At 64.4% G+C, this 25,264-nt stretch carries 22 protein-coding genes and 1 pseudogene; 9 read left to right on the top strand and 14 right to left on the bottom strand.

The window, feature by feature from the left end:
- Positions 1 to 2: 2 nt before the first annotated feature.
- Both JQ628_RS12170 and JQ628_RS12165 read right to left on the bottom strand, forming a co-directional pair.
- Positions 3 to 683 carry an RlmE family RNA methyltransferase gene (locus tag JQ628_RS12170; RefSeq protein ID WP_212222807.1) on the bottom strand — a complete coding sequence of 227 codons (681 nt, stop codon included), beginning with the start codon at positions 681 to 683 and terminating at the stop codon, positions 3 to 5.
- A 141-nt stretch (positions 684 to 824) separates the two neighbouring features.
- Positions 825 to 1,868 (bottom strand): Ppx/GppA phosphatase family protein, encoded by a 1,044-nt coding sequence (locus tag JQ628_RS12165; protein ID WP_212222806.1) that lies wholly within the window; start codon positions 1,866 to 1,868, stop codon positions 825 to 827.
- Between the two features lie 189 nt (positions 1,869 to 2,057).
- On the opposite strand from JQ628_RS12165, the gene JQ628_RS12160 reads away from it, so the two are divergent.
- Both JQ628_RS12160 and JQ628_RS12155 read left to right on the top strand, forming a co-directional pair.
- Positions 2,058 to 4,433: a xanthine dehydrogenase family protein molybdopterin-binding subunit gene (locus JQ628_RS12160; protein ID WP_212223144.1), complete on the top strand. Its 2,376-nt coding sequence runs from the start codon at positions 2,058 to 2,060 to the stop codon at positions 4,431 to 4,433.
- On the top strand, positions 4,434 to 5,843 hold the full coding sequence (locus JQ628_RS12155; RefSeq protein ID WP_212222805.1) for an FAD-binding oxidoreductase: 1,410 nt from the start codon (positions 4,434 to 4,436) through the stop codon (positions 5,841 to 5,843).
- Position 5,844: 1 nt separating this feature from the next.
- On the opposite strand, the gene JQ628_RS12150 is transcribed toward JQ628_RS12155, so the two are convergent.
- Positions 5,845 to 6,453 carry a 2-hydroxychromene-2-carboxylate isomerase gene (locus JQ628_RS12150; protein ID WP_212222804.1) on the bottom strand — a complete coding sequence of 203 codons (609 nt, stop codon included), beginning with the start codon at positions 6,451 to 6,453 and terminating at the stop codon, positions 5,845 to 5,847.
- Positions 6,454 to 6,473: 20 nt separating this feature from the next.
- Complete coding sequence (locus JQ628_RS12145) at positions 6,474 to 7,208, bottom strand: hypothetical protein (RefSeq protein ID WP_249127846.1); 735 nt, start codon at positions 7,206 to 7,208, stop codon at positions 6,474 to 6,476.
- Positions 7,209 to 7,392: 184 nt separating this feature from the next.
- On the opposite strand from JQ628_RS12145, the gene JQ628_RS12140 reads away from it, so the two are divergent.
- The 3 genes from JQ628_RS12140 to JQ628_RS12130 all read left to right on the top strand — a co-directional run bounded on the left by JQ628_RS12140 (position 7,393) and on the right by JQ628_RS12130 (position 10,915).
- On the top strand, positions 7,393 to 7,890 hold the full coding sequence (locus JQ628_RS12140; RefSeq protein ID WP_212222802.1) for a YaiI/YqxD family protein: 498 nt from the start codon (positions 7,393 to 7,395) through the stop codon (positions 7,888 to 7,890).
- Positions 7,891 to 7,895: 5 nt separating this feature from the next.
- Positions 7,896 to 9,716 carry an ABC-F family ATP-binding cassette domain-containing protein gene (locus JQ628_RS12135; RefSeq protein ID WP_212222801.1) on the top strand — a complete coding sequence of 607 codons (1,821 nt, stop codon included), beginning with the start codon at positions 7,896 to 7,898 and terminating at the stop codon, positions 9,714 to 9,716.
- 116 nt (positions 9,717 to 9,832) lie between these two features.
- On the top strand, positions 9,833 to 10,915 hold the full coding sequence (locus tag JQ628_RS12130) for a D-TA family PLP-dependent enzyme (protein WP_212222800.1): 1,083 nt from the start codon (positions 9,833 to 9,835) through the stop codon (positions 10,913 to 10,915).
- An 86-nt stretch (positions 10,916 to 11,001) separates the two neighbouring features.
- Here JQ628_RS12130 and JQ628_RS12125 read toward each other — a convergent pair whose 3' ends face one another.
- The 8 genes and pseudogenes from JQ628_RS12125 to JQ628_RS12090 form a co-directional block, all read right to left on the bottom strand.
- A complete protein-coding gene (locus JQ628_RS12125) occupies positions 11,002 to 12,231 on the bottom strand; it encodes an NAD(P)/FAD-dependent oxidoreductase (protein WP_212222799.1) in 1,230 nt (409 codons plus the stop codon).
- Positions 12,232 to 12,377: 146 nt separating this feature from the next.
- On the bottom strand, positions 12,378 to 13,295 hold the full coding sequence (locus JQ628_RS12120) for an SDR family NAD(P)-dependent oxidoreductase (RefSeq protein WP_212222798.1): 918 nt from the start codon (positions 13,293 to 13,295) through the stop codon (positions 12,378 to 12,380).
- A gap of 221 nt (positions 13,296 to 13,516) precedes the next feature.
- Entirely contained in the window at positions 13,517 to 13,996 is a 480-nt protein-coding gene (locus tag JQ628_RS12115; protein WP_212222797.1) for a MaoC family dehydratase, read from the bottom strand.
- 3 nt (positions 13,997 to 13,999) lie between these two features.
- The gene (locus JQ628_RS12110; protein ID WP_212222796.1) at positions 14,000 to 15,733 is read right to left on the bottom strand and encodes an AMP-binding protein; all 1,734 of its coding nucleotides are present in this window, start codon (positions 15,731 to 15,733) and stop codon (positions 14,000 to 14,002) included.
- Positions 15,734 to 15,892: 159 nt separating this feature from the next.
- Positions 15,893 to 16,792: pseudogene (gene mmsB / locus JQ628_RS12105) on the bottom strand (3-hydroxyisobutyrate dehydrogenase); the annotation flags it as partial.
- Between the two features lie 18 nt (positions 16,793 to 16,810).
- The gene (locus JQ628_RS12100) at positions 16,811 to 17,893 is read right to left on the bottom strand and encodes an enoyl-CoA hydratase/isomerase family protein (RefSeq protein WP_212222794.1); all 1,083 of its coding nucleotides are present in this window, start codon (positions 17,891 to 17,893) and stop codon (positions 16,811 to 16,813) included.
- The gene (locus tag JQ628_RS12095; protein WP_212222793.1) at positions 17,890 to 19,035 is read right to left on the bottom strand and encodes an isobutyryl-CoA dehydrogenase; all 1,146 of its coding nucleotides are present in this window, start codon (positions 19,033 to 19,035) and stop codon (positions 17,890 to 17,892) included. The genes JQ628_RS12100 and JQ628_RS12095 overlap by 4 nt, the downstream gene beginning before the upstream one ends.
- A gap of 22 nt (positions 19,036 to 19,057) precedes the next feature.
- The gene (locus JQ628_RS12090) at positions 19,058 to 20,554 is read right to left on the bottom strand and encodes a CoA-acylating methylmalonate-semialdehyde dehydrogenase (RefSeq protein WP_212222792.1); all 1,497 of its coding nucleotides are present in this window, start codon (positions 20,552 to 20,554) and stop codon (positions 19,058 to 19,060) included.
- 98 nt (positions 20,555 to 20,652) lie between these two features.
- Here JQ628_RS12090 and JQ628_RS12085 point away from each other — a divergent pair, with 98 nt between their 5' ends.
- The 3 genes from JQ628_RS12085 (at position 20,653) to JQ628_RS12075 (ending at position 23,051) form a co-directional block, all read left to right on the top strand.
- Positions 20,653 to 21,570: a LysR family transcriptional regulator gene (locus JQ628_RS12085; RefSeq protein ID WP_212222791.1), complete on the top strand. Its 918-nt coding sequence runs from the start codon at positions 20,653 to 20,655 to the stop codon at positions 21,568 to 21,570.
- Positions 21,571 to 21,736: 166 nt separating this feature from the next.
- On the top strand, positions 21,737 to 22,321 hold the full coding sequence (locus JQ628_RS12080; RefSeq protein ID WP_212222790.1) for an amino acid synthesis family protein: 585 nt from the start codon (positions 21,737 to 21,739) through the stop codon (positions 22,319 to 22,321).
- 28 nt (positions 22,322 to 22,349) lie between these two features.
- On the top strand, positions 22,350 to 23,051 hold the full coding sequence (locus JQ628_RS12075) for a glutamine amidotransferase (protein WP_212222789.1): 702 nt from the start codon (positions 22,350 to 22,352) through the stop codon (positions 23,049 to 23,051).
- Positions 23,052 to 23,064: 13 nt separating this feature from the next.
- On the opposite strand, the gene JQ628_RS12070 is transcribed toward JQ628_RS12075, so the two are convergent.
- Both JQ628_RS12070 and JQ628_RS12065 read right to left on the bottom strand, forming a co-directional pair.
- Positions 23,065 to 23,673, bottom strand: a complete 609-nt coding sequence (locus JQ628_RS12070; RefSeq protein ID WP_212222788.1) for a TetR/AcrR family transcriptional regulator — start codon at positions 23,671 to 23,673, stop codon at positions 23,065 to 23,067.
- 60 nt (positions 23,674 to 23,733) lie between these two features.
- The gene (locus tag JQ628_RS12065) at positions 23,734 to 24,291 is read right to left on the bottom strand and encodes a PaaI family thioesterase (RefSeq protein WP_212223143.1); all 558 of its coding nucleotides are present in this window, start codon (positions 24,289 to 24,291) and stop codon (positions 23,734 to 23,736) included.
- A gap of 127 nt (positions 24,292 to 24,418) precedes the next feature.
- Between JQ628_RS12065 and JQ628_RS12060 the strand changes: the two genes are divergently transcribed.
- Positions 24,419 to 25,192: an enoyl-CoA hydratase gene (locus tag JQ628_RS12060; protein ID WP_212222787.1), complete on the top strand. Its 774-nt coding sequence runs from the start codon at positions 24,419 to 24,421 to the stop codon at positions 25,190 to 25,192.
- The last annotated feature ends 72 nt before the right edge of the window (positions 25,193 to 25,264 follow it).

Raw genomic sequence — 25,264 nt, 5'->3', positions numbered from 1 at the left:
GCTCAAGCGCCGCCGCGAAACCCCATCGCCAGCACATAGCGCTCCGAAGAATCCTGCCGGCTCGAAGCCGGCTTGACGTGCCGGACGCTGGCAAAATCCCGCTTCAACTGTGCGAGCAATTCAGCATCCGCCCCGCTCTGAAACACCTTTGCGAGGAACGTACCGCCGGGATTGAGCACTTCGCTGGCGAACAATGCAGCAGCTTCCACAAGGCCGACGATCCGGAGCTGATCGGTCTTGCGATGGCCGGTCGTGTTGGCAGCCATATCGGACATCACGACGTCGGCGCGCCCGTCCATCATCTCCAGCAACCGTGCCGGAGCATCCTCAGCGAGAAAATCGAGCTGCGCAAACGTGACGCCGGGGATCTCGCCCATCTCGAGCAGATCGATCGCGATCACCTTTCCCTTGCCTTCGGCCGAGCCGACGCGTCTGGCCGCGATCTGGCTCCAGCCGCCGGGCGCGGCGCCGAGATCGACCACGGCCATGCCCGGCTTCAGCAGGCGATATTTGTCGTCGATCTCCAGCAGCTTGTAGGCCGCGCGCGAGCGATATCCCTCGCGCTTGGCCTTCGCGACATAGGGATCGTTGAGCTGGCGTTCCAGCCATAGCTTGGAGGACAGCTTGCGCTTGCCGCCGGTCTTGACCTGGACATGCAGCCGTCCGGTGGTGTCTTTCGCCATTGTCAGTTTCGTCTGATGGAGGACGGCCTCGTGGTTCGAGACGCGCGGCGGCGCCGCGTTCCTCACCATGAGGGTCTGAGACCTCATCCTGAGGAGCGGCGCAGCCGCGTCTCGAAGGATGAAGGCCCGGACGGCCAATGCCTAGCACGCCCTGAGGACGCCGTCCTCGCGCATCATCTCGACCAGCATGCCCTCGCGCAGGCCGCGGTCGGCGACGCGCAGCCGCGGCAGCGGGAACGCGTTGCGGATCGCATCGAGGATGGCGCAGCCCGCCAGCACAAGGTCGGCGCGCTCGATGCTAATGCAACTGTTATTGGCGCGCTCCTGGTAGCTCATGCCCAGCAGCTTTGTGACGGTCGCGGAAATATCCGCATCGTTCATCCAGATGCCGTCGATGCGGCGGCGGTCGTAGCGCGCAAGATTAAGGTGGATGCCGGCCAATGTCGTCACGGTGCCCGATGTGCCCAGCATATGCATGTCACGCAAGTCCGCGCCCTGCTCGGCCGCGAACGGCGCGACATATTGCGCAACCTCCGCCACCATCGTCGCGTAGGATTCGGGAGTGACATCCCGCCCGCCAAAATGCTCGGCGAGCGAGACCACGCCGAGCGGGATCGACATCCAGGCTTTGATGCGCGGCATCGGATTTGGCTCGTCGGGATCGCGCTCGATCCGCACCAGTTCGGTGGAACCGCCGCCGATATCGAACAGGATGGCGCCGCGACCCCTGGGATCGAGCAGCGGCGAGCAGCCGATCACAGCCAGCGTTGCCTCGGTCTCGCGGTCGATCACTTCCAGCCTGATGCCGGTCTCGGCCGCCACACGATCGCGAAACTGCTCGGCATTGGCGGCGGCGCGGCAGGCTTCGGTCGCGATCAGCCGCAAGCGCCTCGCCTTGCGATACCTGATCTTGTCGCTACAGATCGACAGCGCCGCAATCGCGCGCTCGATCGCAGCTTCGCTGATCGATCCGGTCGAGGAGATGCCCTCGCCGAGGCGGATGATGCGCGAGAAGGAATCGACCACGCGAAACCCGTCCGCGGTCGGGCACGCGATCAGCAGCCGGCAATTGTTGGTGCCGAGATCGAGCGCAGCATAAACACCGGTTTCCGCCGGTGCCGCAACCAACCCCGCCGGGGCCGCGCGCGGCACATGGCCGTCGCGAAGCCGCGTATGATCGTTCATCAAAAGTCTTTCTGCGGCCCGCCGGCCGACATGGAATTTCCGTTCACGGAAACTTTAGCAGCGTCGAAAGACGGCGCAATCCATCACAAGGACCATGCCCAATCAGACGTTGTCGCCGCGAGGGCGGTGCGATATCTGATCGGAGCCGGCAAAATGCCAGCAAAACCCGTCATTTCAGGTCATTATTCGATGCAAGATCGCCCGCAGCCGTCCTCTCTGGAAAACGCTATTGCACTGCAAAAATACGGCGTCGGCCAGCCGGTGCGGCGCAAGGAAGACGACACCCTGGTGCGCGGCAAGGGTAGGTACACCGACGATTTCAGCCTTCCCGGCCAGGCCTATGCCTGGATCGTTCGCTCCAGCCACGCGCACGGCGTCATCAAGGGCATCGACACGACGGCGGCGAAGGGGATGCCGGGCGTGCTCGGGGTGTGGACCGGCGCCGACATGGCGCAGGCCGGCTACAACCCCTTCACCTGCGGCATGCCGCTGAAGAGCCGCGACGGCTCGCCGCTGCTACAGACCAACCGCCATGCGCTCACGAGCGACAAGGTGCGGTTCGTCGGCGATCCCGTTGCCTTCGTGGTGGCGGAGACGCTGGCGCAGGCGCGCGATGCCGCGGAGGCCGTTGAGCTCGACATCGAATCGTTACCGGCCGTCACCAATGCGGCGGAGGCCGCAAAGCCGGGCGCACCGCAGCTTTACGACCACATCCCGAACAACGTCGCGCTCGACTATCACTATGGCGACGCGGCCAAGATCGACGCAGCATTCGCGAGCGCCGCGCATGTGACAAAGCTCGACATCGTCAACACCCGCGTCGCCGTGGTCTCGATGGAGCCGCGCGTGGCGCTGGCCGCTTTCGACAAGAAGACCGGGCGCTACACGCTGCAAGTCCCGACCCAGGGCGTTTCCGGCAACAAGGCAACGCTGGCGAAGATCCTCAACGTTGCGAATGAGAAGGTTCGGATTCTGACCGCCAATGTCGGCGGCTCGTTCGGAATGAAAAACGTCAGCTATCCCGAATATACCTGCCTACTGCATGCGGCGAAGGAGCTGGGCCGGCCGGTGAAATGGACCGACGAGCGCTCGACCAGTTTTCTCACCGACAGCCATGGCCGCGGCCAGCTCATCCATGCCGAGCTCGCGCTCGATGCAGAGGGAAAATTCCTCGCCGTGCGCCTGTCCGGCTACGGCAATCTCGGGGCCTACATCACCGGCGTGGCGCCGGGGCCGCTGTCGCTCAACACCGGCAAAAATTTGGCGAGCGTGTACCGCACGCCGCTGCTCGGTGTCGACATCAAGACTGTGCTCACCAACACCACGCTGATGGGCGCCTATCGCGGCGCCGGCCGGCCCGAAGCGAACTACTACATGGAGCGGCTGATCGACCGCGCCGCCGACGAGATGGGCATCAACCGGCTGACGCTGCGCAAGCGCAATTTCATCAAGCCGGCACAGCTTCCCTTCCCGGCCGCATCCGGCGTCACCTATGACAGCGGCGATTTCCAGGGCGTGTTCAGCAAGGCGCTGGAGCTTTCCGACCACGCCAATTTCCCCCGGCGCCAGAAGGAAAGTCGCAAGGCCGGCAAGCTGCGCGGCATTGCTGTCGGCTGCTATCTAGAGGTCACGGCGCCGCCGAGCGGCGAGCTCGGCAAGATCACCTTTGAGCCGGATGGCTCGGTCAAGCTGACCACCGGCACGCTCGATTACGGTCAGGGCCATGCCACGCCGTTCGCTCAGGTGCTGTCGGCACAGCTTGGCGTCCCCTTCGAAAAAATCACTCTGGAGCAGGGCGACAGCGATCTCGTGCGCTTCGGCAACGGCACCGGCGGATCGCGCTCGATCACCGCCACCGGCCAGGCCATCGTCGAGGCGTCCGCGCTGGTGGTGGAGAAGGGCAAGGCCGCGGCGGCCTATCTGATGGAAGCGGCCGAAGGCGACATCGAGTTTGGCAGCGGCCGCTTCACCATCGCCGGCACCGACCGCTCGATCGGCATCATGGAGCTGGCGCAGCGCATGCGCGAGGGCAACATGCCCGAGGGCGCGCCGGCCTCGCTCGACGTCGATCATGCCACCAAGGAGACGGCCTCGACCTTCCCTAACGGCTGTCATGTCTGCGAAGTGGAAGTCGACCCCGATACGGGCGTGGTCAAGATCGTCCGCTACACCGGCATCAGCGACTTCGGCACCATCGTCAATCCGATGATCGTCGACGGCCAGTTGCACGGCGGCGTCGCGCAGGGCATCGGCCAGGCGCTGATGGAGGAAGTGAATTACGACGCGAGCGGCCAGCCGATCACCGGCTCGTTCATGGATTATGCGCTGCCGCGCGCGGAAGACATTCCTGTCATGGCGACGGGCAATCATCCTTCCCCGGCAAAATCCAATCCGCTGGGCACCAAAGGCTGCGGCGAAGCCGGCTGCGCCGGCAGTCTGGCCTGCATTGTCAATGCCGTGCTCGACGCACTGAGCGAAGTTGGCGTCACGGAGATCAACATGCCGCTGACACCTGAAAAGATCTGGCGCGCGATCAGCGATGCGCGAAAGGCAAAGGCGGCGTAAATGGCTGACGGAGCGGATCTGGTGCAATCGGCCATCATCGGCGATCTCCGTGCGGCGTTCGACGCGTCGACCGTCCTGACCGGCGCCGATATCGATGCGCGCTATCACACCGACATGGCCGGCATTCCTGTCGCGCCGCCGCTGGCGGTGATGCGGCCGCGCTCGACCGAAGAGGTCTCGAAATTCCTGAAGATGTGCCACGCCGCGCGTGTGCCGGTGACGACACAGGGCGGCATGACCGGCCTCGTGCGCGCCACCATGCCGATGCCGGGCGAAATCGTGCTGTCGATGGAGCGCATGACCGCGATCGAGGAAGTCGACACCGGCGGCGGTGTCGTCATCACCCAGACCGGCGTGCCGCTACAGCGCCTCCAGGAACGCGTCGCCCAGGACGGGTTCATGTTCCCGCTCGATCTCGGCGCCCGAGGCAGTTGCACGATCGGCGGCAACATCTCCACCAATGCCGGTGGCAACCGCGTGATCCGTTACGGCATGACGCGCGATCTCGTGCTCGGGCTGGAAGCGGTCCTCGCCGACGGCACCGTCCTCAAGGGCGTACGCAAATACATCAAGAACAATACCGGTGTCGATCTCAAGCAACTGTTCGTCGGCACCGAGGGTACGCTCGGCGTAGTGACGCGCGCCGCGCTGCGGATTTTCCCGGCGCCCGCCGAGCAGCAGGTAGCGCTGTGCGCCCTTCCCAGCTTCGACAGCGTCCGTGCGCTGCTGGCGCTGGCGCGCGGCCGCCTTGCCGGCGACCTCACCGCTTTCGAGGTGATGTGGAACGAATATTACCGCCTCACCACCACGCTGGTGCAAGGCGTCGCTGCGCCGCTGCCGGCCAATCATCCGTTCTACGTCTTGCTCGAGTCCTCCGGCAGCGATGCCGAGCGCACCCGCAGCGACGTCGAAAACTTGCTCGAGCACGCGCTGGAAAGCGGCATCATTCTCGATGCGACCATCGCCAGTTCCGGCGCGGCAGCGGCCGCCATCTGGACCATCCGGGATTCATCAGTCGAACTCGGCCGCGCGCTCGGCCCGCGCGTCGGTTTCGACATCAGCCTTGCCATCGACAAGATGGAAGCCTTTGCGGTCGAGATCAACCAGCGCCTCAAGAAGATCGACCAGGACGCCTACGGCATCGTGTTCGGCCACGCCGGCGACGGCAATCTGCACGTCATCGCCACCTACTCGCCGCCGCTGGACCGGACCGAGGAAGTGACGAAACTCGTCTACGGCATCACCGGCGAGTTCGGCGGCTCGATTTCGGCCGAACACGGCATCGGCATCCTCAAGCGGCCCTATTTGAAGCTGAGCCGTACCGAGGAGGAGATCGAGACCATGCGCACGCTCAAGCGCGCGCTGGATCCGCACGGCATTCTCAATCCCGGACGCATCTTCACGGTTTGAGCTAGGCCGCCATCTTCAGTGCGCGCTCCAGCATTTCCAGCCGGTCCTGGCCCCAGAAGATCTCGCCGGACGGCAGCACGTAGCTCGGCGCGCCGAATACGCCTGCTTTGAGAGCTTCCTGCGTATACTGATCGTACAGCCCGTCGAGTTCCACGTCCGAGGGGCCGCCCGCGCGCAGTGCCGCAATGTCGAGGCCTGCGCGCTGGGCGGCCGAGGTCATGACCGCGGGATCGGCGAGCGATTCCTCCCGTTCCCATATCGCGCGCCCGAATTCCAGCGACAGAAGGTGCGCGTCCTTCCCCTGCAGCTTGGCCGCGATCACCAGACGCACCGCGGCCGCGTCGTCGCTGGGAGAGTATTTTGGCTGGAGAACCAGCGGAATGTCCCGAACCTCCCGCCAGCGCTTCAGCTCCATCAGCCGATAAGCCTTCCGCTCCGGTGAGCGCTTCGGCAGCGGCAAGCCGCCGGTCTTCTCGAAGATCGGCCCAAATTTGGCGGGCTTGACGTTGACGGTTGCGCCGTTGCGCCTGGCGATTTCGGCGAACAGAGCGCTGCCCATGAAAGTCCAGGGCGAGTTGAGCGACAGGTAATAGTCGATGGTAACGGACATTATCAGACTTCCAATATTGCTTACGCCGCCGCCTGTTCGCGCGGCTGATAGATCGCGATGTGCCAGCAATGCGCCAGTGGCGTTGTGCCGTTGGCGACGACCAGTGCGTCGAACTCGACGAAGCGATGGCCCTTCTTGTCGTAATTGCCGGTGACCTTTGCCCGCGCGGTGATGACGTCGCCGGTCTTCGCGGCTGACAGGAGTTGCATCCTGCTGCCGACATGGATCCACGGACCCAGGATGGCGTTGTCGACAAGAACCCGGTTCATCACCTTTTGGATCAGGCCGGGATGACCAAGGCCTTCGCGGGCATAGATCGGATCGGTCTCGCGGATATCGGCGAGATATTCGGTGGCGGCATGGCCGGCCCATTCGCGCGGCGCGGTGCCGAGCCATTTGTCCATTTCGTAGGACATGGCATTGACCGGCTTGCGTTCGGCGACCGGCGCGACCTCGCGATAATCCGCGATCGAGATCGAGGGCGCAGCAGCCGGCAACGACGCGCTGCCGGTGGCGCAGAGATCGCCGCGGCTCCTGACCTCGATCGAGAGCCCACCGTTGCTCTCCTCCGCGGTGATATCGGTGGCTTCGCCGTCATAGACCGGCTTCACAAAACGCGCCTCGATCAGACCGCGCTCAAGGAAGGCCCGGCCCCATTTCGCCACCGGCATGTGCATCATATAGGCCATCACGTCGACGCCGGGGACCAGCCCACCGGAAAAGCCGAACCGCTTGGCGACGGTGTCGTCATGCATCTTGTTTTCGGATTGCTTGGCGGTGTTGTAGGCCTGGACGCGGTAGGTTTCGGGCACGGTTTCCTCGTCTTCTTAGGTATTTTTCTGCCTGCAATGGTACGCGAACAAACCGGCGTGGCAAGCGTGTTCCGGCCGCTCGTTTTGCTCGCAATTGGCCGTGTGATGGAGTACCACGCGGGCCACGATGACATCCATCCCAGCCAACACCCGCATCTATGTCGATGCCGACGCCTGCCCGGTAAAGGACGAGATTTATCTCGTCGCGATCCGGCACGCCCTGCCCGTCAGCGTCGTGGCCGGCAATTTCATCCGCGTGCCGCAGGATCCGCTGATCGAGCGCATCGCGGCCGGCTCCGGCATGGATGCCGCCGACGACTGGATTGCCGAACGCGCAGGTCCCGGCGACATCGTGATCACGGCTGATATTCCGCTGGCGAGCCGTTGTGTGAAGCTTGGGGCCGAGGTGATCGCACCGAACGGAAAGCCGTTTACGGAAGAATCGATCGGCATGACGCTGGCGGTGCGCAACCTCATGACCGATCTGCGCTCGTCCGGCGAGATCACCGGCGGGCCGAAATCATACTCGCCGCGGGACCGCTCCGCATTTCTCTCGGCGCTCGACAAGACCATCCGCCGCATCCAGCGCCGGCGCGCGGCTCAGCCCATTCCGAGCCAGGGTTAGTAGCGATGGCACCACCGCCCCTGATCCAGTTGAAGGATATCGCGCTGACCTTTGGCGGCACGCCGCTGCTGTCCGGCGTAGAGCTGTCGGTTTCCGCCGGTGAGCGCGTCTGCCTGATCGGCCGCAACGGCTCCGGCAAGTCGACATTGCTGAAGATCGCGGCCGGGCTGGTCGAGCCTGACGGCGGCAGCCGGTTCGTGCAGCCCGGCGCGACCATCCGCTATCTGCCGCAGGAGCCGGATTTCGGCGAGCACAGGACGACGCTGGCCTATGTCGAGTCTGGCCTCGGCCCTGGTGACGACCACTATCAGGCGCAATATCTGCTCGAACAGCTCGGCCTGCACGGCGATGAGGATCCCGCGCATATTTCTGGCGGCGAAGCGCGCCGCGCGGCGCTGGCACGGGTGCTGGCGCCCTCGCCCGACATCCTGCTGCTGGACGAGCCGACCAACCATCTTGACCTGCCCACCATCGAATGGCTGGAAGGCGAGCTCGACAGCCGCCGCTCCGCGCTGGTGCTGATCAGCCACGATCGGCGCTTCCTCACCAACCTGTCGCGCGCGACCGCTTGGCTCGACCGCGGCGCGATCAGGCAGATCGACCGCGGCTTTGCCTCGTTCGAGGCCTGGCGCGACGAGGTGCTGGCCGAGGAAGAGCGCGACCAGCACAAGCTGGACCGCAAGATCGTCAACGAGGAGCACTGGCTGCGCTACGGCGTCTCCGGCCGTCGCAAGCGCAACGTCAAGCGGCTCGGCAATCTGCATGCTCTGCGCGACCAGCGCCGCAACTATCGCGGCACGGCGGGTAGCGCCAATCTCGCCGTAGCTGAGGCAGATAAATCCGGCCGGCTGGTGATCGAGGCCAAGGGCATCGGAAAATCCTTTGGCGAGCGCAAGATCATCGAAAACTTTTCGATCCGCGTGCAGCGTGGCGACCGCATCGGTGTCGTCGGGCCGAACGGCGCCGGCAAGACCACGCTGGTCAATCTCCTGACCGGCGCCGATGCGCCGGATAGCGGCAGCATCCGTTTCGGCGCCAATATCGAGATGGCCACCCTCGACCAGCACCGCGAAAGCCTCGATCCGAAATCGACGCTGGCGGAGGCGCTGACCGGCGGTCGCGGCGACCATGTGATGGTCGGCGACAAGCCGAAGCACGTGATCGGCTACATGAAGGACTTTTTGTTCGCGCAGGAGCAGCGCGGCACGCCGTTGGAAGCGCTCTCCGGCGGCGAGCGCGGCCGGCTGATGCTGGCGCGCGCGCTGGCAAAACCCTCCAATTTGCTTGTGCTGGACGAGCCGACCAATGATCTCGACCTGGAAACCCTCGACGTGCTGGAAGAGATGCTCGGCGACTATGAGGGCACCGTCATTCTGATCAGCCACGACCGCGATTTCCTCGACCGCGTCGTGACCTCGGTGATCGTACCTGAAGGTAACGGCAAGTGGATCGAGTATGCCGGCGGCTATTCCGATATGCTGTTGCAGCGCGGCGACGACATCAGGCGCGAGGCGGTGAAGGCGGCGCCGGCCGAGGAGAAAAGGGAAGCCAAAGCAGCTGCCACGCCGCCTGCCGCTGCGCCAAAACGCCGGCTGAATTTCAATGAAAAGCACGCGCTGGAAACGCTGCCGAAGACGATCGAAAAGCTGCAAGCCGAGATCGCAAAACAGCAGCGGCTGCTTGACGATCCCGATCTCTACGCCAAAGATCGCAAGAAGTTCGATGAAGCTTCCGCCGCGATCGCAAAAGCGCAGACGGAGCTTGCGGCCGCGGAAGATCGCTGGCTTGAGTTGGAAGTACTGCGGGAAGAGATAGAACAAGCGTAACCGCGAGTGCCGTCATTGCGAGCGAAGCGAAGCAATCCAGCTTTGCCGCGACAAGAAAGCTGGATTGCTTCGTCGCTGTGCTCCTCGCAATGACGGGTGATAAATTGGAGTAGCCCATGACCACCATCCTCGCCGCAAAAATCGCCCGCGAATACGGCACACCCTGCGCAGTCATCGACATGGACCGCGTCGAGCGCAACATTGCGCGCATCCAGGCGGCGTGCGATGCGGCCGGTGTCGCCAACCGCCCGCACATCAAGACTCACAAGAGCCCGATGCTGGCGCGGATGCAGGTCGCGGCCGGCGCTCGCGGCATCACCTGCCAGAAAATCGGCGAAGCCGAGGTGATGGCGGACGCCGGGATCGACGACATCCTGATCAGCTACAATCTGCTCGGCGAAGAGAAAATGGCACGGCTGGGCGCATTACAGGCCAAGGCCAACATGACGGTTGCCGCCGACAATTCGGTCGTGATTGCCGACCTGCCGAATGCGGCCGCAGCCTCCGGGCGTCCGCTCAACGTCGTGGTGGAATGCGACACCGGGCGCAAGCGCGCCGGCGTCGAGACGCCCGCCGAGGCGATTGCGCTGGCCCGCGAGATCGCAGCCTCGGAGGGGCTGACGTTTGCGGGCTTCATGCTCTATCCGACCGAGACCGGCTGGGTTGATGCGCAAAAATTCTTCGACGAGGCGCTGGCCGGCGTTCGCGCGCACGGGCTTGACGCGAAGATGGTGTCGACCGGCGGCACGCCGAACATGAAGAATGTCGGCAAGCTCAAGGGCGCCACCGAGCATCGACCCGGCACCTACATCTACAACGACCGCATGCAGGTCGGGGCCGGTGTCGCCTCGTGGGACGATTGCGCGCTCAACATCTATTCGACCGTGGTGAGCCGCGCAGGTCCCGACCGCGGCATTCTCGATGCCGGCTCAAAAACGCTGACCTCGGATACCGGCGGCGGACTCGACGGTCACGGCCTGATCCTTGAGCATCCCGAAGCCAGGATCGCGCGCTTTGCGGAAGAGCACGGTTTTCTCGACCTCACCCGCAGCAACACCCGCCCGAATGTCGGCGACGTCGTGCGCATCGTGCCCAACCATGTCTGCGTCGTCGTCAACATGATGGACGAGGTCGTGATGGTGCGCGGCGACGAAATCATCGGCACGCTGCCGGTGGCGGCGCGGGGGAAGTTACGCTGAAACCCTCGTAGGATGGGTAGAGCGCAGCGAAACCCATCAGAATTCGTCCTGCGTGTCGCGATGGGTTTCGCTTCGCTCTACCCATCCTACGCATTAAGCCACTTCAACGCCCCTCGCCCAGCCGCGGCGCCGGTTGCAAATGAGGCTTGCAGCAGATAGCCGCCGGTGGGTGCCTCCCAGTCCAGCATTTCGCCCGCGACGAAGACGCCGGGCAAGCGGCGGATCATGAAATCCCCATCAAGCTCATCGAACGCAATCCCGCCCGCCGTCGAGATCGCGCGCGCGACCGGGGCGACGCCGGCAAGGCGGATCGGCACGGCGTCGATCAGGCGCGCAAGATCGGCTGGCGTCATCGACGCCAGCGCCGCGCCGGCCGCCTTCGCGGCCTCCTGCAACAAGCCGATGGCGATGGGAGAGAGGCCTGCGGCCTTGCGCAGGAAGTTGGAAAGAGACTGCTTCCCCTTTGGCACCGACAGTTTTGCGGCCAGTTCGCCGCTTCCGACATCAGGCCGCAGCGAGATATGCGGCGTGGCGTGGCCGTCGCGCAGTAACGCCTCGCGCAGTTCGGCCGACAGCGCATAGACTGCGCCGCCTTCGATGCCGTCGCGCGTGACGATCGCTTCGCCGCGGACGCTGTTCGGGCCGAACGAAAGCGCGATCCCCTTCAGGGGCTGCCCCTCGAAGCGGTCACGAAAGACATCCGACCAGGCGACGGTGAAGCCGGAATTGGCCGGCCTCAGCGGCGCGATTTTTACGCCCTTCGCGGCAAGTAACTCGACCCATCCGCCGTCTGAGCCAAGCCGCGGCCAGCTTGCGCCGCCGAGCGCGAGCACTGCTGCGCTTGCCTCAACGACGCGCGCTCCTTCAGCGGTTTGGAATTGCAACCGTCCTTCAGCGTCCCACCCTGTCCATCGATGACGGAATGCGAACGTCACGCCAGCCCCATCCAACCGTCGTAGCCACGCCCGCAGCAGGGGCGAGGCTTTGAAAGCTTCCGGAAACACCCTGCCGCTTGAGCCGACAAAGGTCGGCTGTCCCAGCGCCGCACTCCATGCGCGCAGCGCGTCCGGCGGGAAGGCTTCGATCGCCGGCTTGAGCTGCGGCATCGCCTCGCGATAGCGCGCGCGGAAATTTGGCAGCGGCTCGCTGTGCGTAAGGTTGAGCCCGCCGCGCCCGGCCATCAGGAATTTGCGGCCGGCCGACGGCATCGCGTCGTAGACGGTGACGCCGGCGCCACCTCGCGCTAGCACCTCGGCCGCCATCAGGCCGGCGGGACCGGCACCGATGACGGCGATGCTCGCTTCTGAAGCCGTCAAAGAGCTGCCTCCCGCTTACGCAACCTCATCCTGAGGAGCGGCCGCTTGGCCGCGTCTCGAAGGATGGGCCGTGCGCACCCTCATGGTTCGAGACGCGCGAAGACGCGCTCCTCACCATGAGGCCATTACGAGGTTTGCGCCAGCGACTACAGCTTTACCCCGGCGCGCTTGGCGGCCTGGGCGACATATTTCTGCGTCTGCTCGAACGCGCCTTCCAGCGCCTTGGCGGTCGACATGTCAGCGATCGCGTTGAAGTTCGCGGCGATGGCGTCGGGCGTCCATTCCGACTGCGGCAGGTTGATGCCTTCGGTCTCCACGATCCTGATCACCGCAAAGGAGCCAGCGCCGGCGCCCATGATGGTGCGGGTCGGCGCGTCCTCGCTGAGCAGATACTCCACCGCGGGCGTAATCGCCTCCGGCCTCATCAGTTCCAGTGCCTGCGGCGGCAGCAATTCTTCCGTCATGCGGGTGGCCGCGGTCGGCGAGATAGTATTGATGCGGATGTTGTTCTTGCGGCCTTCCTGCGCCAGCACGTTCATCAGGCCGACGATGCCGGCTTTTGCCGCGCCGTAATTGGCCTGGCCGAAATTGCCGAACAGGCCTGACGAGGACGTCGTCAGCACGATGCGCCCGTAATTGCGCTCGCGCATGCCGTCCCACACCGCCTTGCAGCAATAGAAGGAGCCGGCGAGATGCACGTCCAGCACTTTGGCGAAATCGGCGACTTCCATTTTGGCGAACGACTTGTCGCGCAGGATGCCGGCATTGGCGCATAGCAGATCGACGCTGCCCCACTCCTTCGTGGCGCGCTCCACCATCGCCGTGACCTGCTCGAAGTTCGAGACGTCGGCGCCGTCGGCCATCGCGGAGCCGCCGGCTTTGCGGATCTCCTCGACAACGGTCTCGGCCGGCGAAAGCGAGCCGCCGGTGCCATCGCGCGCACCGCCGAAATCGTTGACCACCACCTTGGCGCCGCGGCTCGCCAGCCCCAGCGCATGCGCCCGTCCAAGACCATTGCCCGCGCCGGTGACGATGGCGACGCGTCCGTCAAACCTGATTGTCATGCGTAAGATTCCCTGTTTCCTCTTCCTTCTCCCCTTGTGGGAGAAGGTGGCGCGCAAAGCGCGCCGGATGAGGGGTCTGCATCCGCGGAGACGGACCCCTCACCCGTCCGCGATGCCAAGGCATCGCGTCCACCCTCTCCCACAAGGGGAGAGGGAAGAATATCCGGCCGCTTTTTGAGCAGTGATGGATGGCCGGGTCAAGCCCGGCAATGACGACTGAACTACGCGAAATAAATCAGCCCGAGCCAGTTCGCCACCAGCGCCGGCTTGTCCTCGCCTTCGATCTCCACCGTGACATTGGTGCGCGATTGCAATTCCGTCGGCTTGCGCAACTTGGCTTCCGCCAGCACGAAGCGCCCGCGCACGCGGCTGCCGGCGCGCACCGGGGAGATGAAGCGCAGCCTGTCGAAACCGTAGTTCACGCCCATGGTGGTGCCTTCGATCACGGGCATCACCTCATAGGACATGATCGACAGCAGCGACATCGTCAGAAAACCGTGCGCCACCGTGGTGCCGAACGCGGTTTCCCGCCTGGCGCGCTCGGGATCGACATGGATGAACTGGTGATCCTCGATCACGTCGGCATAGACATTGATGCGGTTCTGATCGACCAGATGCCATGACGACACGCCGATCTCCTTGCCGACCATGCCCTGATAGGTCGCCAGCGACACCGGTGGCTTCTTCCAGACTTCATTCATCGATCAATTCTCCAGCCCGGCGGTCCGCACCTTCTGCAGCTCAGGGAAATCTTCCTCGCGATATTCCTGTCCGCGCAGCGGATCGTTGCGGTTGTTATCATGTTCCAGCCTGCGCAGTTGCACACGGCGGATTTTTCCGGAAATCGTCTTCGGCAGTTCCGTGACCAGCTCAAGCTTGCGGATGCGCTTGAACGGCGCCAGCCGCGTATGAAGATGACGGAAGATCGACAGCGCGGTTTCGGGATTGCGCTCGGTGCCCGCCGTCAGCAGCACATAGGCCTTCGGGATCGCGAGCCGGATCGGATCTGGGCTCGGCACGACGGCGGCTTCCGCGACCATCTCGTGCTCCAGCAGCACGCTTTCCAACTCGAACGGGCTGATGCGGTAGTCGGAGGATTTGAAGACGTCGTCGGAACGGCCGACGAAGGTCAGATAGCCCTCGTCGTCGACGAACACGACATCGCCGCTGCGATAGAGATCGCCATCGGCGCCGGACAGCTTTCCGTCGTCGCCCTGATAGCCCTGCATCAGGCCGGCGGGCCGGTCGGCCCCGAGCAACAGCGCGACCTCGCCCTCTTTCGTGATGTGTCCGTCGAGGTCGGTGATCTGCACGCGATAGCCCGGCAGCGGCCGGCCCATCGAGCCGACCTTGACCTTCTGGCCCGGCGAGTTGCCGGCGAGCGCCGTGGTTTCGGTCTGGCCGTAGCCGTCGCGAATGGTGAGGCCCCAAGCCGCCTGCACCTGGTCGATCACTTCTGGATTGAGCGGCTCGCCGGCGCCGCAGACCTCGCGCAAGCTGACCTTGAAGTCTGAAAGCCGCTCCTGGATGAACAGCCGCCACACCGTCGGCGGCGCGCACAGCGTGGTGACGCCACAGCGGCCGATGGTCGCGAGCAGCCCCTTTGCCTCGAAGCGCGGCTGGTTGACGATAAAGATCGTTGCGCCGGCGTTCCATGGTGCAAAGAAACAGCTCCAGCCGTGCTTGGCCCAGCCCGGCGAGGAGATGTTGAGGTGCACGTCGCCCGGCTGTAGCCCGAGCCAGAACATCGTCGACAGCGCGCCGACCGGATAGCTGCGCTGGCTATGCCGCACCAGCTTTGGCTTTGCCGTGGTGCCCGAGGTGAAATAGAGCAACATCGGATCGTCGGCGCCGGTCGGGCCATCCGGCGAAAATGTTTCCGGCGCATTGGCGGCTTCTTCGAACGGCAGCCAGCCATCATGCTTTGACGTGGCGCCGACGACGATCCGCACGAGCTTGTCGCCGCCGAGGCCTGCGAATTTTGCCACCTGATCCTGCGTCGCGACCACCACCCTCGCCCGGCCGCGATCGAGCCGGTCGCGCAGTTCATCCGGCGTCAGTAGCGTGGTGGCGGGGATCACGACGACGCCGAGCTTCATCGCCGCCAGCATGGTCTCCCACAGCGGCACGACATTGCCGAGCAGCAGCAGGAGGTGATCGCCGCGCTTCAGCCCTTGCGCGCGCAGAAAATTGGCGACCTGGTTGGAGCGGCGCGACAGCGCGGCAAAGGAGAGTTTTGTTTGCTTGTCGCTGCCGGCATCGACGATCCACAGTGCGGTGCGGTCGCGGCTCTCAGGATCGCGCGCCAGCTCCGCATCGAACCAGTCCAGCGCCCAGTTGAACGGAACGGGATCTGGCCAGCGAAACCCCTTGATCGCCGTGTCGTAGTCGGTGCGGTGCTTGAGCAGAAAGGCGCGCGCTTCCTTGAAGGTGGTCATGTCGATCGCCCTATGAGCCGGTTTACACCACCGTCATTGCGAGGAGCGAAGCGACGAAGCAATCCACCTTTCGTCGCGTGGCAAAGCTGGATTGCTTCGCGGAGCCTGTCATCCGGCGGCGCTTCGCGCCGACCGGGTGGCTCGCAATGACGGCGTTCGTTATTTACCGGCCAACGCGCGAACGTGCTGGATAATTCCGGAAAAGTCGACCCCGCCGTTCCCGGCCGCGTCGAACGCCTTGTAGATTTCCTGCGCGTGCTTGCCGAGCGGGGTCGCGGCTCCCGTCGAATTGGCCGCATCCTGCGCCAGCGTCAAATCCTTCACCATCAGCGCCGAGGCAAAGCCGGGCTTGTAGCCATTGTTGGCCGGTGAAGTGGGAACCGGGCCCGGCACCGGGCAATAGGTGGTCAGCGCCCAACATTGGCCCGACGAGGTCGAGGCGACGTCGAACAGCGCCTGGTGCGACAGGCCGAGCTTTTCGCCGAGCGCAAAGGCTTCTCCCACCCCGATCATGGAAATGGCCAGGATCATGTTGTTGCAGATTTTTGCCGCCTGCCCCGCGCCGGCGGCGCCGCAATGGACCAGTTTCTTGCCCATCTTCTCGAGCACCGGCTTTGCCGCGGCAAACGCCTTGTCCTCGCCGCCGCACATGAAGGTCAGTGTCGCGGCCTTGGCGCCGACGGTGCCGCCGGAGACCGGCGCATCGACGGAGGCCATGCCATGCTTCGCAGCCAGTGCATGCGCCTCTTTGGCGCTCGCCACGTCGATCGTGGAGCAGTCGATGATCAGCGCGCCCTTCTTCATGGCTGGCACGACCTCGCTCCACACCGACAGCACATGCTTGCCCGCCGGCAGCATGGTGACGACAGTGTCAGCGTCCTTCACCGACGCGACCCCGCTCTCGGCAATCCCTGCGCCATCGGCTTTCGCCTGATCGCGTGAAGCCGCCACCAGATCGAACGCAGTCACCTTGTGACCGGCCTTCACAAGATTGGCCGCCATCGGGCCGCCCATGTTGCCGAGGCCGATGAATGCGATGTTTGCCATGTCGATTTCCTCCGCGTGGCGTTTCTTTGATTATGGGAACTTCAATTCGTCCGCGCCGATCTCGGCAAGATACCGTGCGAGCATTTCCGGCGTTACGTCCTCGATCCGCGGCGGCGACCATTTCGGGTTGCGGTCCTTGTCGACCACGGCGGCGCGTATGCCTTCGCGGAAATCGTCCGAAGCGAACACTTCGAGCGCGGCGCGATACTCGCGCACCAGGCATTCTTCGAGCGAGGAAGCGGTGCGTGCCAGCCTCAGCAGTTTTAGCGTCACCACCAGACCGCGTGGGGATTTCTCACCGAGCGTCTTCAATGTCGCCTGAGCGAATTCCGAACCGTCTGCCTGCAAAGCCGCGACGATGTCCTGCATGCGATCATGCGCGAACCATTTGTCGATCATCGCCTGTTTTGACGCGACCGGCCCGGCCGTCTCGCCGGTCGCAAAGCCGTCAATCAGGGCCTTGATGTCAGCCGCGGTCGCACCGGCGCGAACCTTTGTCAGCGCCTCGCGCAACTCGGGCAGTTTAGCGGCTGGCACCACCGCGTCGGCAAAGCCCGCATGGATCGCGTCGGGTCCGTTCATCGTCCCGCCGGTCAGGCCAAAATACGTTCCGATCTCGCCCGGCGAGCGCGACAACAGCCACGTGCCGCCGACGTCGGGGAAAAAACCGAGACTGACTTCCGGCATTGCGAGCTTGGTCTTGTCCGTCACCACGCGGTGACTGGCGTGAGCCGACAATCCCACGCCGCCGCCCATGACGATGCCGTCCATGAAGGCGACGTACGGCTTTGGAAATTTCTTGATGCGTGCGTTGAGGATGTATTCGTCGCGCCACAGGATTTTTCCGAGATCGCCCTTTGCGGTCGAGCTTTCCCACAGCGTCCGGATGTCGCCGCCTGCACATAGACCGCGCTCACCCGCGCCTTCCAGCACGATCACCGCGACGGCAGGATCGGCCTCGAAGGCATCGAGCGCCTTGTCGATGTCGTGCATCATCTCCAGCGTCACCGCATTGATCGCCTTCGGCCGGTTGAGACGGATGATACCCGCCGCGCCCTCGCGCCGTGCGATCAGTTCGGGCTCCACACCGGTAACGGCCGCCGCTTCGCTCATCGCGCGCCCTCGATCAATTTCCGCGAGACGATCAGCCGCATGATCTCGTTGGTACCTTCGAGGATCTGGTGCACGCGCAAATCGCGCACGATCTTTTCGATGCCGTATTCGGACAGGTAGCCGTAGCCGCCGTGAAGCTGCAGCGCCTGGTTGGCGACTTCAAAGCCGACATCGGTGCCGAAGCGTTTGGCCATCGCACACAACATCGTCGCGTCGGGATCCTTGCGGTCGAGCGCCGCCGCCGCACGCCACAGGAAGGTTCGCGCGGCTTCCAGCTCGGTCGCCATATCGGCCAACCGGAACTGCAGCGCCTGGAATTCGTCGAGACGCTTTCCGAATGCCTTGCGTTCCTTCATGTAGGCGAGCGATTTGTCGAGCGCGTTTTGCGCACCGCCAAGCGAGCAGGCCGCGATGTTGATGCGGCCGCCGTCGAGCCCGGCCATTGCGATCTTGAAGCCGATGCCCTCCTCGCCCAGTCGATTCTCGATCGGCACGCGGGCATTCTCAAAGATCACCGCGCGGGTCGGCTGCGCGTTCCAGCCCATCTTGCGCTCGTTGGAACCGAACGAGACACCCGGCGTCTTGCCGTCGATGACAACAGTCGAAACGCCGCCGGGACCATCGCCGCCGGTCCGCACCATCGCCACCAGCAGATCGGTGCCGCCGGCCCCCGAAATGAACTGCTTCTGCCCGTTCAGGACGTAATGATCGCCCTCCCGCACGGCACGGGTTCGCAGCGCCGCGGCGTCCGAGCCAGCGCCCGGCTCGGTGAGGCAGTAGCTGGCGATCAGCTCCATGGTGCAGAGTCTTGGCAACCATTTGTGGCGCTGGGTGTCGTTGCCGAAAGCATCGATCATCCAGGAAGCCATGTTGTGGATCGAGATGAAGGCCGAGACGGTGGGGCAGCCGGTCGCCAGCGCCTCGAAGATCAGCGCGGCGTCGAAGCGGCTCATGGCCGAGCCGCCGACGTCGTCCTTGATGTAGATGCCGCCGATGCCGAGGCTGGCCGCCTCGCGCATCACGTCGACCGGAAAATGCTTTTCCTCGTCCCAGCGGATCGCATGCGGCGCGATTTTTTCCGCGGCGAACTCTCGCGCCATGTCGCGAACCGCGATCTGGTCGTCGTTCAGAGCAAACTGCATTCCGCGCCCCGGCTGCGACGCGCTACTTCATCGTCGGGATCGAGAACTCCGCACCTTCCTTGACGCCCGACGGCCAGCGCGAGGTCACCGTCTTGGTCTTGGTGTAGAAGCGGACCGAGTCCGGGCCGTGCTGGTTGAGATCGCCAAAGCCCGACTTCTTCCAGCCGCCGAAGGTGTAATAGGCGATCGGCACCGGGATCGGCACGTTGATGCCGACCATGCCGACATTGACCTTGGCGGCAAAATCGCGGGCTGCGTCGCCGTCACGGGTGAAGATCGCAACGCCATTGCCGTAGTCATGGTCGGACGGCAGTGCGAGGGCTTCCTTGTAGTCGTGGGCACGCACGACCGAAAGCACGGGACCAAAGATCTCTTCCTTGTAGATCCGCATGTCCTTGGTGACGTTGTCGAACAGCGAACCGCCGAGATAGAAACCCTTCTCGTAGCCCTGCATCTTGAAGCCGCGGCCGTCGACTGCCAGCGTCGCGCCCTCCTTGATGCCAATGTCTATATAGCTCTTGACCTTCTCGACCGCCTCGCGCGTTACCAGCGGGCCGTAATCCGCGGCAGGATCGATCGAGGTGCCGATCTTCAAAGACTCGACACGCGGGATCAGCTTTTCCATCAGGCGGTCGGCAGTGGTCTTGCCGACGGGGACCGCGACCGAGACCGCCATGCAGCGCTCGCCGGCGGAGCCGTAGCCCGCTCCGATCAGGGCATCGACGGTCTGGTCCATGTCGGCGTCGGGCATGACGATGGCGTGGTTCTTGGCGCCGCCAAAACACTGGCAGCGCTTGCCGGTTTGCGCCGCGCGCTCATAGATGTATTGCGCGATCGGCGTCGAGCCGACAAAGCCGATGGCCTTGATATCGGGATCGTCGAGGATGGCGTCGACGGCTTCCTTGTCGCCGTTGACGACGTTCAAAATTCCCGGCGGCAAGCCGGCCTCGATCATCAGTTGCGCCAGCATGATCGGCACGCCGGGATCGCGCTCCGACGGCTTCAGGATGAAGGCGTTGCCGCAGGCGATCGCGGGCGCGAACTTCCACATCGGGATCATCGCCGGGAAATTGAACGGCGTGATGCCGGCGACCACGCCGAGCGGCTGCCGCAGCGAGTAGATGTCGATGCCGGGACCGGCGCCTTCGGTGTATTCGCCCTTCATCAGATGCGGAATGCCGCAGGCAAACTCCGCGACCTCCAGGCCGCGCTGGATATCGCCCTTGGCGTCGGGGACGGTCTTGCCGTGCTCGCGGGCAAGCATATCAGCGAGCTTGTCGTAGTCCCGCTGCACCAGTTCGACGAACTTCATCATCACGCGCGCGCGACGCTGCGGATTGGTGTTGGCCCATTCGGGTTGGGCGAGCGCGGCGTTCTCGACCGCGGCGCGGACTTCAGCCTTGGACGCGAGCGCGACCTTGGCCTGCACGTCGCCGGTCATCGGCTCGAACACATCGGCCGTCCGCCCGGACGTGCCTTTTACTTCCTTGCCACCGATGAAATGTCCGATTGAGCGCATGAGTAATCTCCCTAGGGTCCCGGATGGCCTTTGTTGCTCTTTTTGACCTGCATTTTCTGGGATACAAGTCCGAGATATTGCACCATAGATGTGCGGAAATGCTGGATCAAGGCGGCGGAGCTATCGACTGGGACGACTTTCGTTTTGTGCTGGCCATCGTTCGCGGCGGCTCGGTTTCGGCTGCCGCAAAACAGCTCGGCGTCGATCATGCCACAGTGATCCGCCGTGTCGACCGGCTGGAACGCCACCTCTCCGCAAAACTGTTTGACCGCCGCAAGACCGGCTACCTCCTCACTGAGGCCGGCCAGCGCGTCGCCGACAGCGCGGAGGCGATGGAATCGACCATCGTCGCCAACCAGGAAGCGGTCGGCGGCTCGCGCGCGCATCTGACCGGCACGGTGCGGATCGGCGCGCCCGACGGCTTTGGCAGCCATTTTCTGGCCTCGCGGCTGGTGGCGTTCGGTGAGCGGTATCCCGATCTCGATCTGCAACTGGTCGCCACCGCGCGCCTGTTCAGCCTTTCCAAGCGCGAGGCCGACATCGCGATCAGCCTCACGATGCCGAAGGAAGGCCGCATCGTCGGACGCAAGCTGCTGGACTACAGCCTCGGTCTTTATGCCGCGCCCGCCTATCTCGACCGTGCGCCCAGGATCACCGCGCGAGCCGACCTCGCCGCGCATCGCTTCGTCGGCTACATCGAGGAACTGCTGTTCACGCCGGAACTGGACTATCTGCCGCAGGTCTCGCCGAGGATTTCGGCCAAATTCCGCAGCGCCAACCTGATCGCCCAGCTCAACGCCACCATCTCCGGTTTCGGCATCGCCGTGTTGCCGCACTTCATGGCGACGGCACATCCCGAGCTGCAAGCGGTGCTGCCCGACGAAGTCTCGATCTCCCGCACCTTCTGGATGCTGATGCACGCCGACAGCAAGGACCTCGCCCGCATCCGCGCCGTCGCAGACTACATCTATGAGACGGTGGAGCGTGAGCGGGCGCTGTTCGGCGGGCGATGGTAGACCTAATGCCGCCGCCTGCGCCTGTTCATCATGGCCGGCGGCACGCGCCTTGCGCGGAGGCGAGTGCAATCGGAGCAATAAATCCGGCAAACCGATGCGGGCCGCGCTTGACGGACCTCTCCTGACAGAGAATTTTTCTCCGAACAGGAAACAGGGGGGCGAGCCGATGAAGTTTCGAAGCATCACCGTCATCAGCCAGGACGTTCTCAGTGAAGGCGGCCGTGAGCTGGCCTCGCCCTGCCGGCGCGTTGCCGCCTGCGGCGTGCTGCACAACCCCCATGCCGGACAGCCGCCGCTCGATGATTTCACCGGGCTTGTCGAACTCTCCGTCGAAGCCGGCAAGGTTTTGACGTCGCGCGCGCTCGAAGCGCTCGGCACCCTGAAGCCGCGCGGCTATGGGAAGGCCGTCGTCGTCGGGACAGCAGGCGATCTCGAGCACGGCGCCAGCATGATCCATGTCCGGATCGGGATTGCGATGCGCCAGGGCGCCGGCGGCGGTCCGGCCCTCATCCCCGGCAATGCCAAGGTTGGCGGCGCGGGGACGCCAGTCGACGTGGTCTTCGGCGGTCTCGAGGACGGCTGGGACTATGATGCCATGGACACGATGACGGTGTCAGTCGCCGACGCCCCGCGCCCGGACGAGGTGCTGCTCGCGGTGGCGTTCCTCGGCGGCACCAGACCGAACGCGCGTATCAAGGGCGCTTCCCAGGAAGCGGTGGCCGAGGCCGTGCGCAAGATGCGAGGCGGATAGCAAGGCATCGGCGACCTGGAGATCCGTCATGAAACGCGCGTTCGCGATCCGCCATGTCGCTTTTGAAGATCTCGGCAGCCTTGCCGCCCTGCTCCGCCAGCGCGGCTACGATGCGGTCTATCTGGAGGCCGGCATCGCCGACCTCGCCTCCATCGCCGTTGACAGGGACGACCTGCTGATCGTGCTGGGCGGGCCGATCGGCGCCTATGAAGAGGATCGCTATCCGTTTCTCCGCGACGAACTGCGCGTGATCGAGCAAGCCCTGCGGGCGGATGTCCCGATCCTCGGCCTTTGTCTCGGAGCGCAATTGCTGGCGCGCGCGCTCGGCGCCCGGGTCTATGCCGGAAAGGGAAAAGAGATCGGCGTCGCGCCGATCGAGCTCTCGGCGGCGGGCCACGCCTCGTGTCTGCGCCATCTCGCGCCGGATTTTCGCGTCCTGCACTGGCACGGCGACACGTTCGACCTGCCCGCTGGTGCGACGTGCCTTGCTTCAACGAGCCTGACACCGCATCAGGCCTTCAGCATGGGTGCGAAAATCCTGGGCCTACAGTTTCATATCGAGGCGGAAGCGGAACAGGCTGAACGCTGGCTGATCGGCCACACCTGCGAACTGACCGGTGCGAGTCTCGACGTGCCGCAGTTGCGGCAGGACATGCGCCGATTTCTACCCGAGGTCGCGCAGAAGAGCCGCGCCGCCATCGGCGAATGGCTGGATGGCGCGGCGCGTTGAGTGGCGAAGGGCGCTAGTTCGGCTTTGCGCGCGGCTTCTTCGGGGCTGCGGCGCGTCCCAGCACGGCCTCGCGGCCCGCGCCGAGAATCTCGTCGGAGAATTCGCCTGACCCGGCGACGCGCGACAACACCAGTGCGCCGGCCATGGTCGACAATGCTGCAATCGCCTGCGCACGCGCGACCTTGCGCGGCATTTCCGGGAGCTGGTCGGCGATCATCTCGATCATCTCGTCGAGCCTGGCTGCGAAGGCCCGGCGCGTCTTCGGACTTTCACGGGCGATCTCCGGGCCCAGGGTCGGCACGGCGCAGCCATGGCCGGGATCATCGCGATGGATCGTCGTCAGATAGGAATCGACGATCGTCGCAAAGCGCTTTTCCGGCGGGATCTGCTCTGCCAGCTTGCGCCAGCGCTCGGTGGCGCGGCCCATCGCATAGTTGAAGGCCTCGATCACCAGCGCCTCGCGGGAATCGAAATGGGCATAGAAGCCGCCATGGGTCAGCCCCGCCTCTTTCATCAGGTCGGCAACGCCGATGCCGTGCGCGCCCTTCTCACGCAGCCGCACGGATGCCTTCTTCACGATCCGCTCGTGAGTCTCCTGCTTGTGTTCTTTCGAATACCGCATGGCAATCCCATTAAATGTCTATAGTCATATAATAACACCCGTGCGGGAAAAAAGCTGCATCTATTTCGGTTTTGCAGCCTCTCCGATCATGGAAAAGGTTGCAGTCGCGTGCACTGCAAGATCACCTTTGCCGTTCCGCACAAAACCTTCGGTGTAGCTGGTCTGGCGTCCCAGCTTGATGATTTTACCTTCGGCTTGAATCGTTCCAGATTTGGCCGACAGCGGGCGCAAGTAAGTCAGCTTGAGGTCGAGCGTCACCGAGTTCTGGCCGACGGGCAGCATGGTCGAGATCGCGCAGCCCATCGCGGTATCGAGCAGCGCCGCGGCGGTTGCGCCGTGCAGCAACCCGATGGTGTTTTCCAGGCTCTCCTCCGCGTCCAGTTCCATCACGATCCGGCCCGGCTCGGCCACCGCCATGCGAAACCCGATCAATTTTGCAAAGGGCGGCGGCGGCAGGACGCCGTCGCGAATCCCCTGCATCGCCTCCAGCCCCGACATCCCCATCGCCCTCAGCGCCACCGGCCCCGGCGTCTGCCACTCGACCATCCGCTGCCGCCGCAGTTCCGGTGCGAACAGATCTGGGGATTCCAGGCGCGTAGCATTGGCGATGGCAGTCATGGCGATCTCCATTAAATGACGATCGTCATACTTAATGCAACCCTTGCTGCGGCGCAACCGGGCCTTGACAACAACCGCCTTTGCCCGGGAAGTGGCGCCATCCCGCCTGCCCGAGAACGAGAAAATCATGGAAATGCTCAGTCCCCATTGCGGTGTCGACCGCGACAGCCGCGGCGTCGTGCGCCTGACGATCTGCAACGCCGGCTCGCTCAATATTTTGAGCTCGGCCGTTACAGACGGCATCCGCGCGGGATTTGAAAGGCTCGCCCGCGACCGCGACATCCGCGCGGTCATCCTAGCCGGCCAGAGCGAAAAGAGCATGATCGGCGGCGCAGACATCAGGGAAATGGCAAGGCTCGACCAGAAATCGGCCGAAGCTTTCATTACGCGTCTGCGCGACCTCTGCGAGGCCATGCGCCATTTCCCTGCCCCCGTGATCGCGCGGCTGCCCGGGTGGTGTCTTGGCGGCGGGCTCGAAGTCGCCGCCGCCTGCGATTTCCGCATCGCCGCCCATGACGCCATGTTCGGCATGCCCGAGGTCAAGGTCGGCATTCCCTCCGTCATTCATGCCGCGCTGCTGCCGCGACTGATCGGCCAGGGCCGCGCCCGCTGGCTGGTAATGTCGGCAGAGAATATCGACGCACCGACCGCGCTCGCCTGGGGGCTGGTCGATGCCGTCGCCAAACCTGGCGACCTCGATCAAGCAGTCGAGCACACCGTAAAGGCGCTGCTGGAATGCGGCGCCGAGGCGCTGCGCATTCAGAAGGAATTGTGCCGCGGCTGGGAAGAACTGCCGCTGACCGAATCCGTCAGTCTCAGTGTCGCCGCGTTCGGAAAATCCTTCCAGTCCGGCGAGCCGCAGCGGATGATGCAGGGCTTCCTGGATCGTAAGAAGAAATAGGGCAGAGCGTCTTCAAGGATCGCCAGCCACCGGAAAAGTCGCGCGGCCGGGCAGCAGCCGCAACAGCATCAC

This window comes from Bradyrhizobium lablabi (genome assembly GCF_018129385.1).
GTDB lineage: Bacteria > Pseudomonadota > Alphaproteobacteria > Rhizobiales > Xanthobacteraceae > Bradyrhizobium > Bradyrhizobium lablabi_C.
This window is presented reverse-complemented; position numbering and strand designations above follow the sequence as displayed.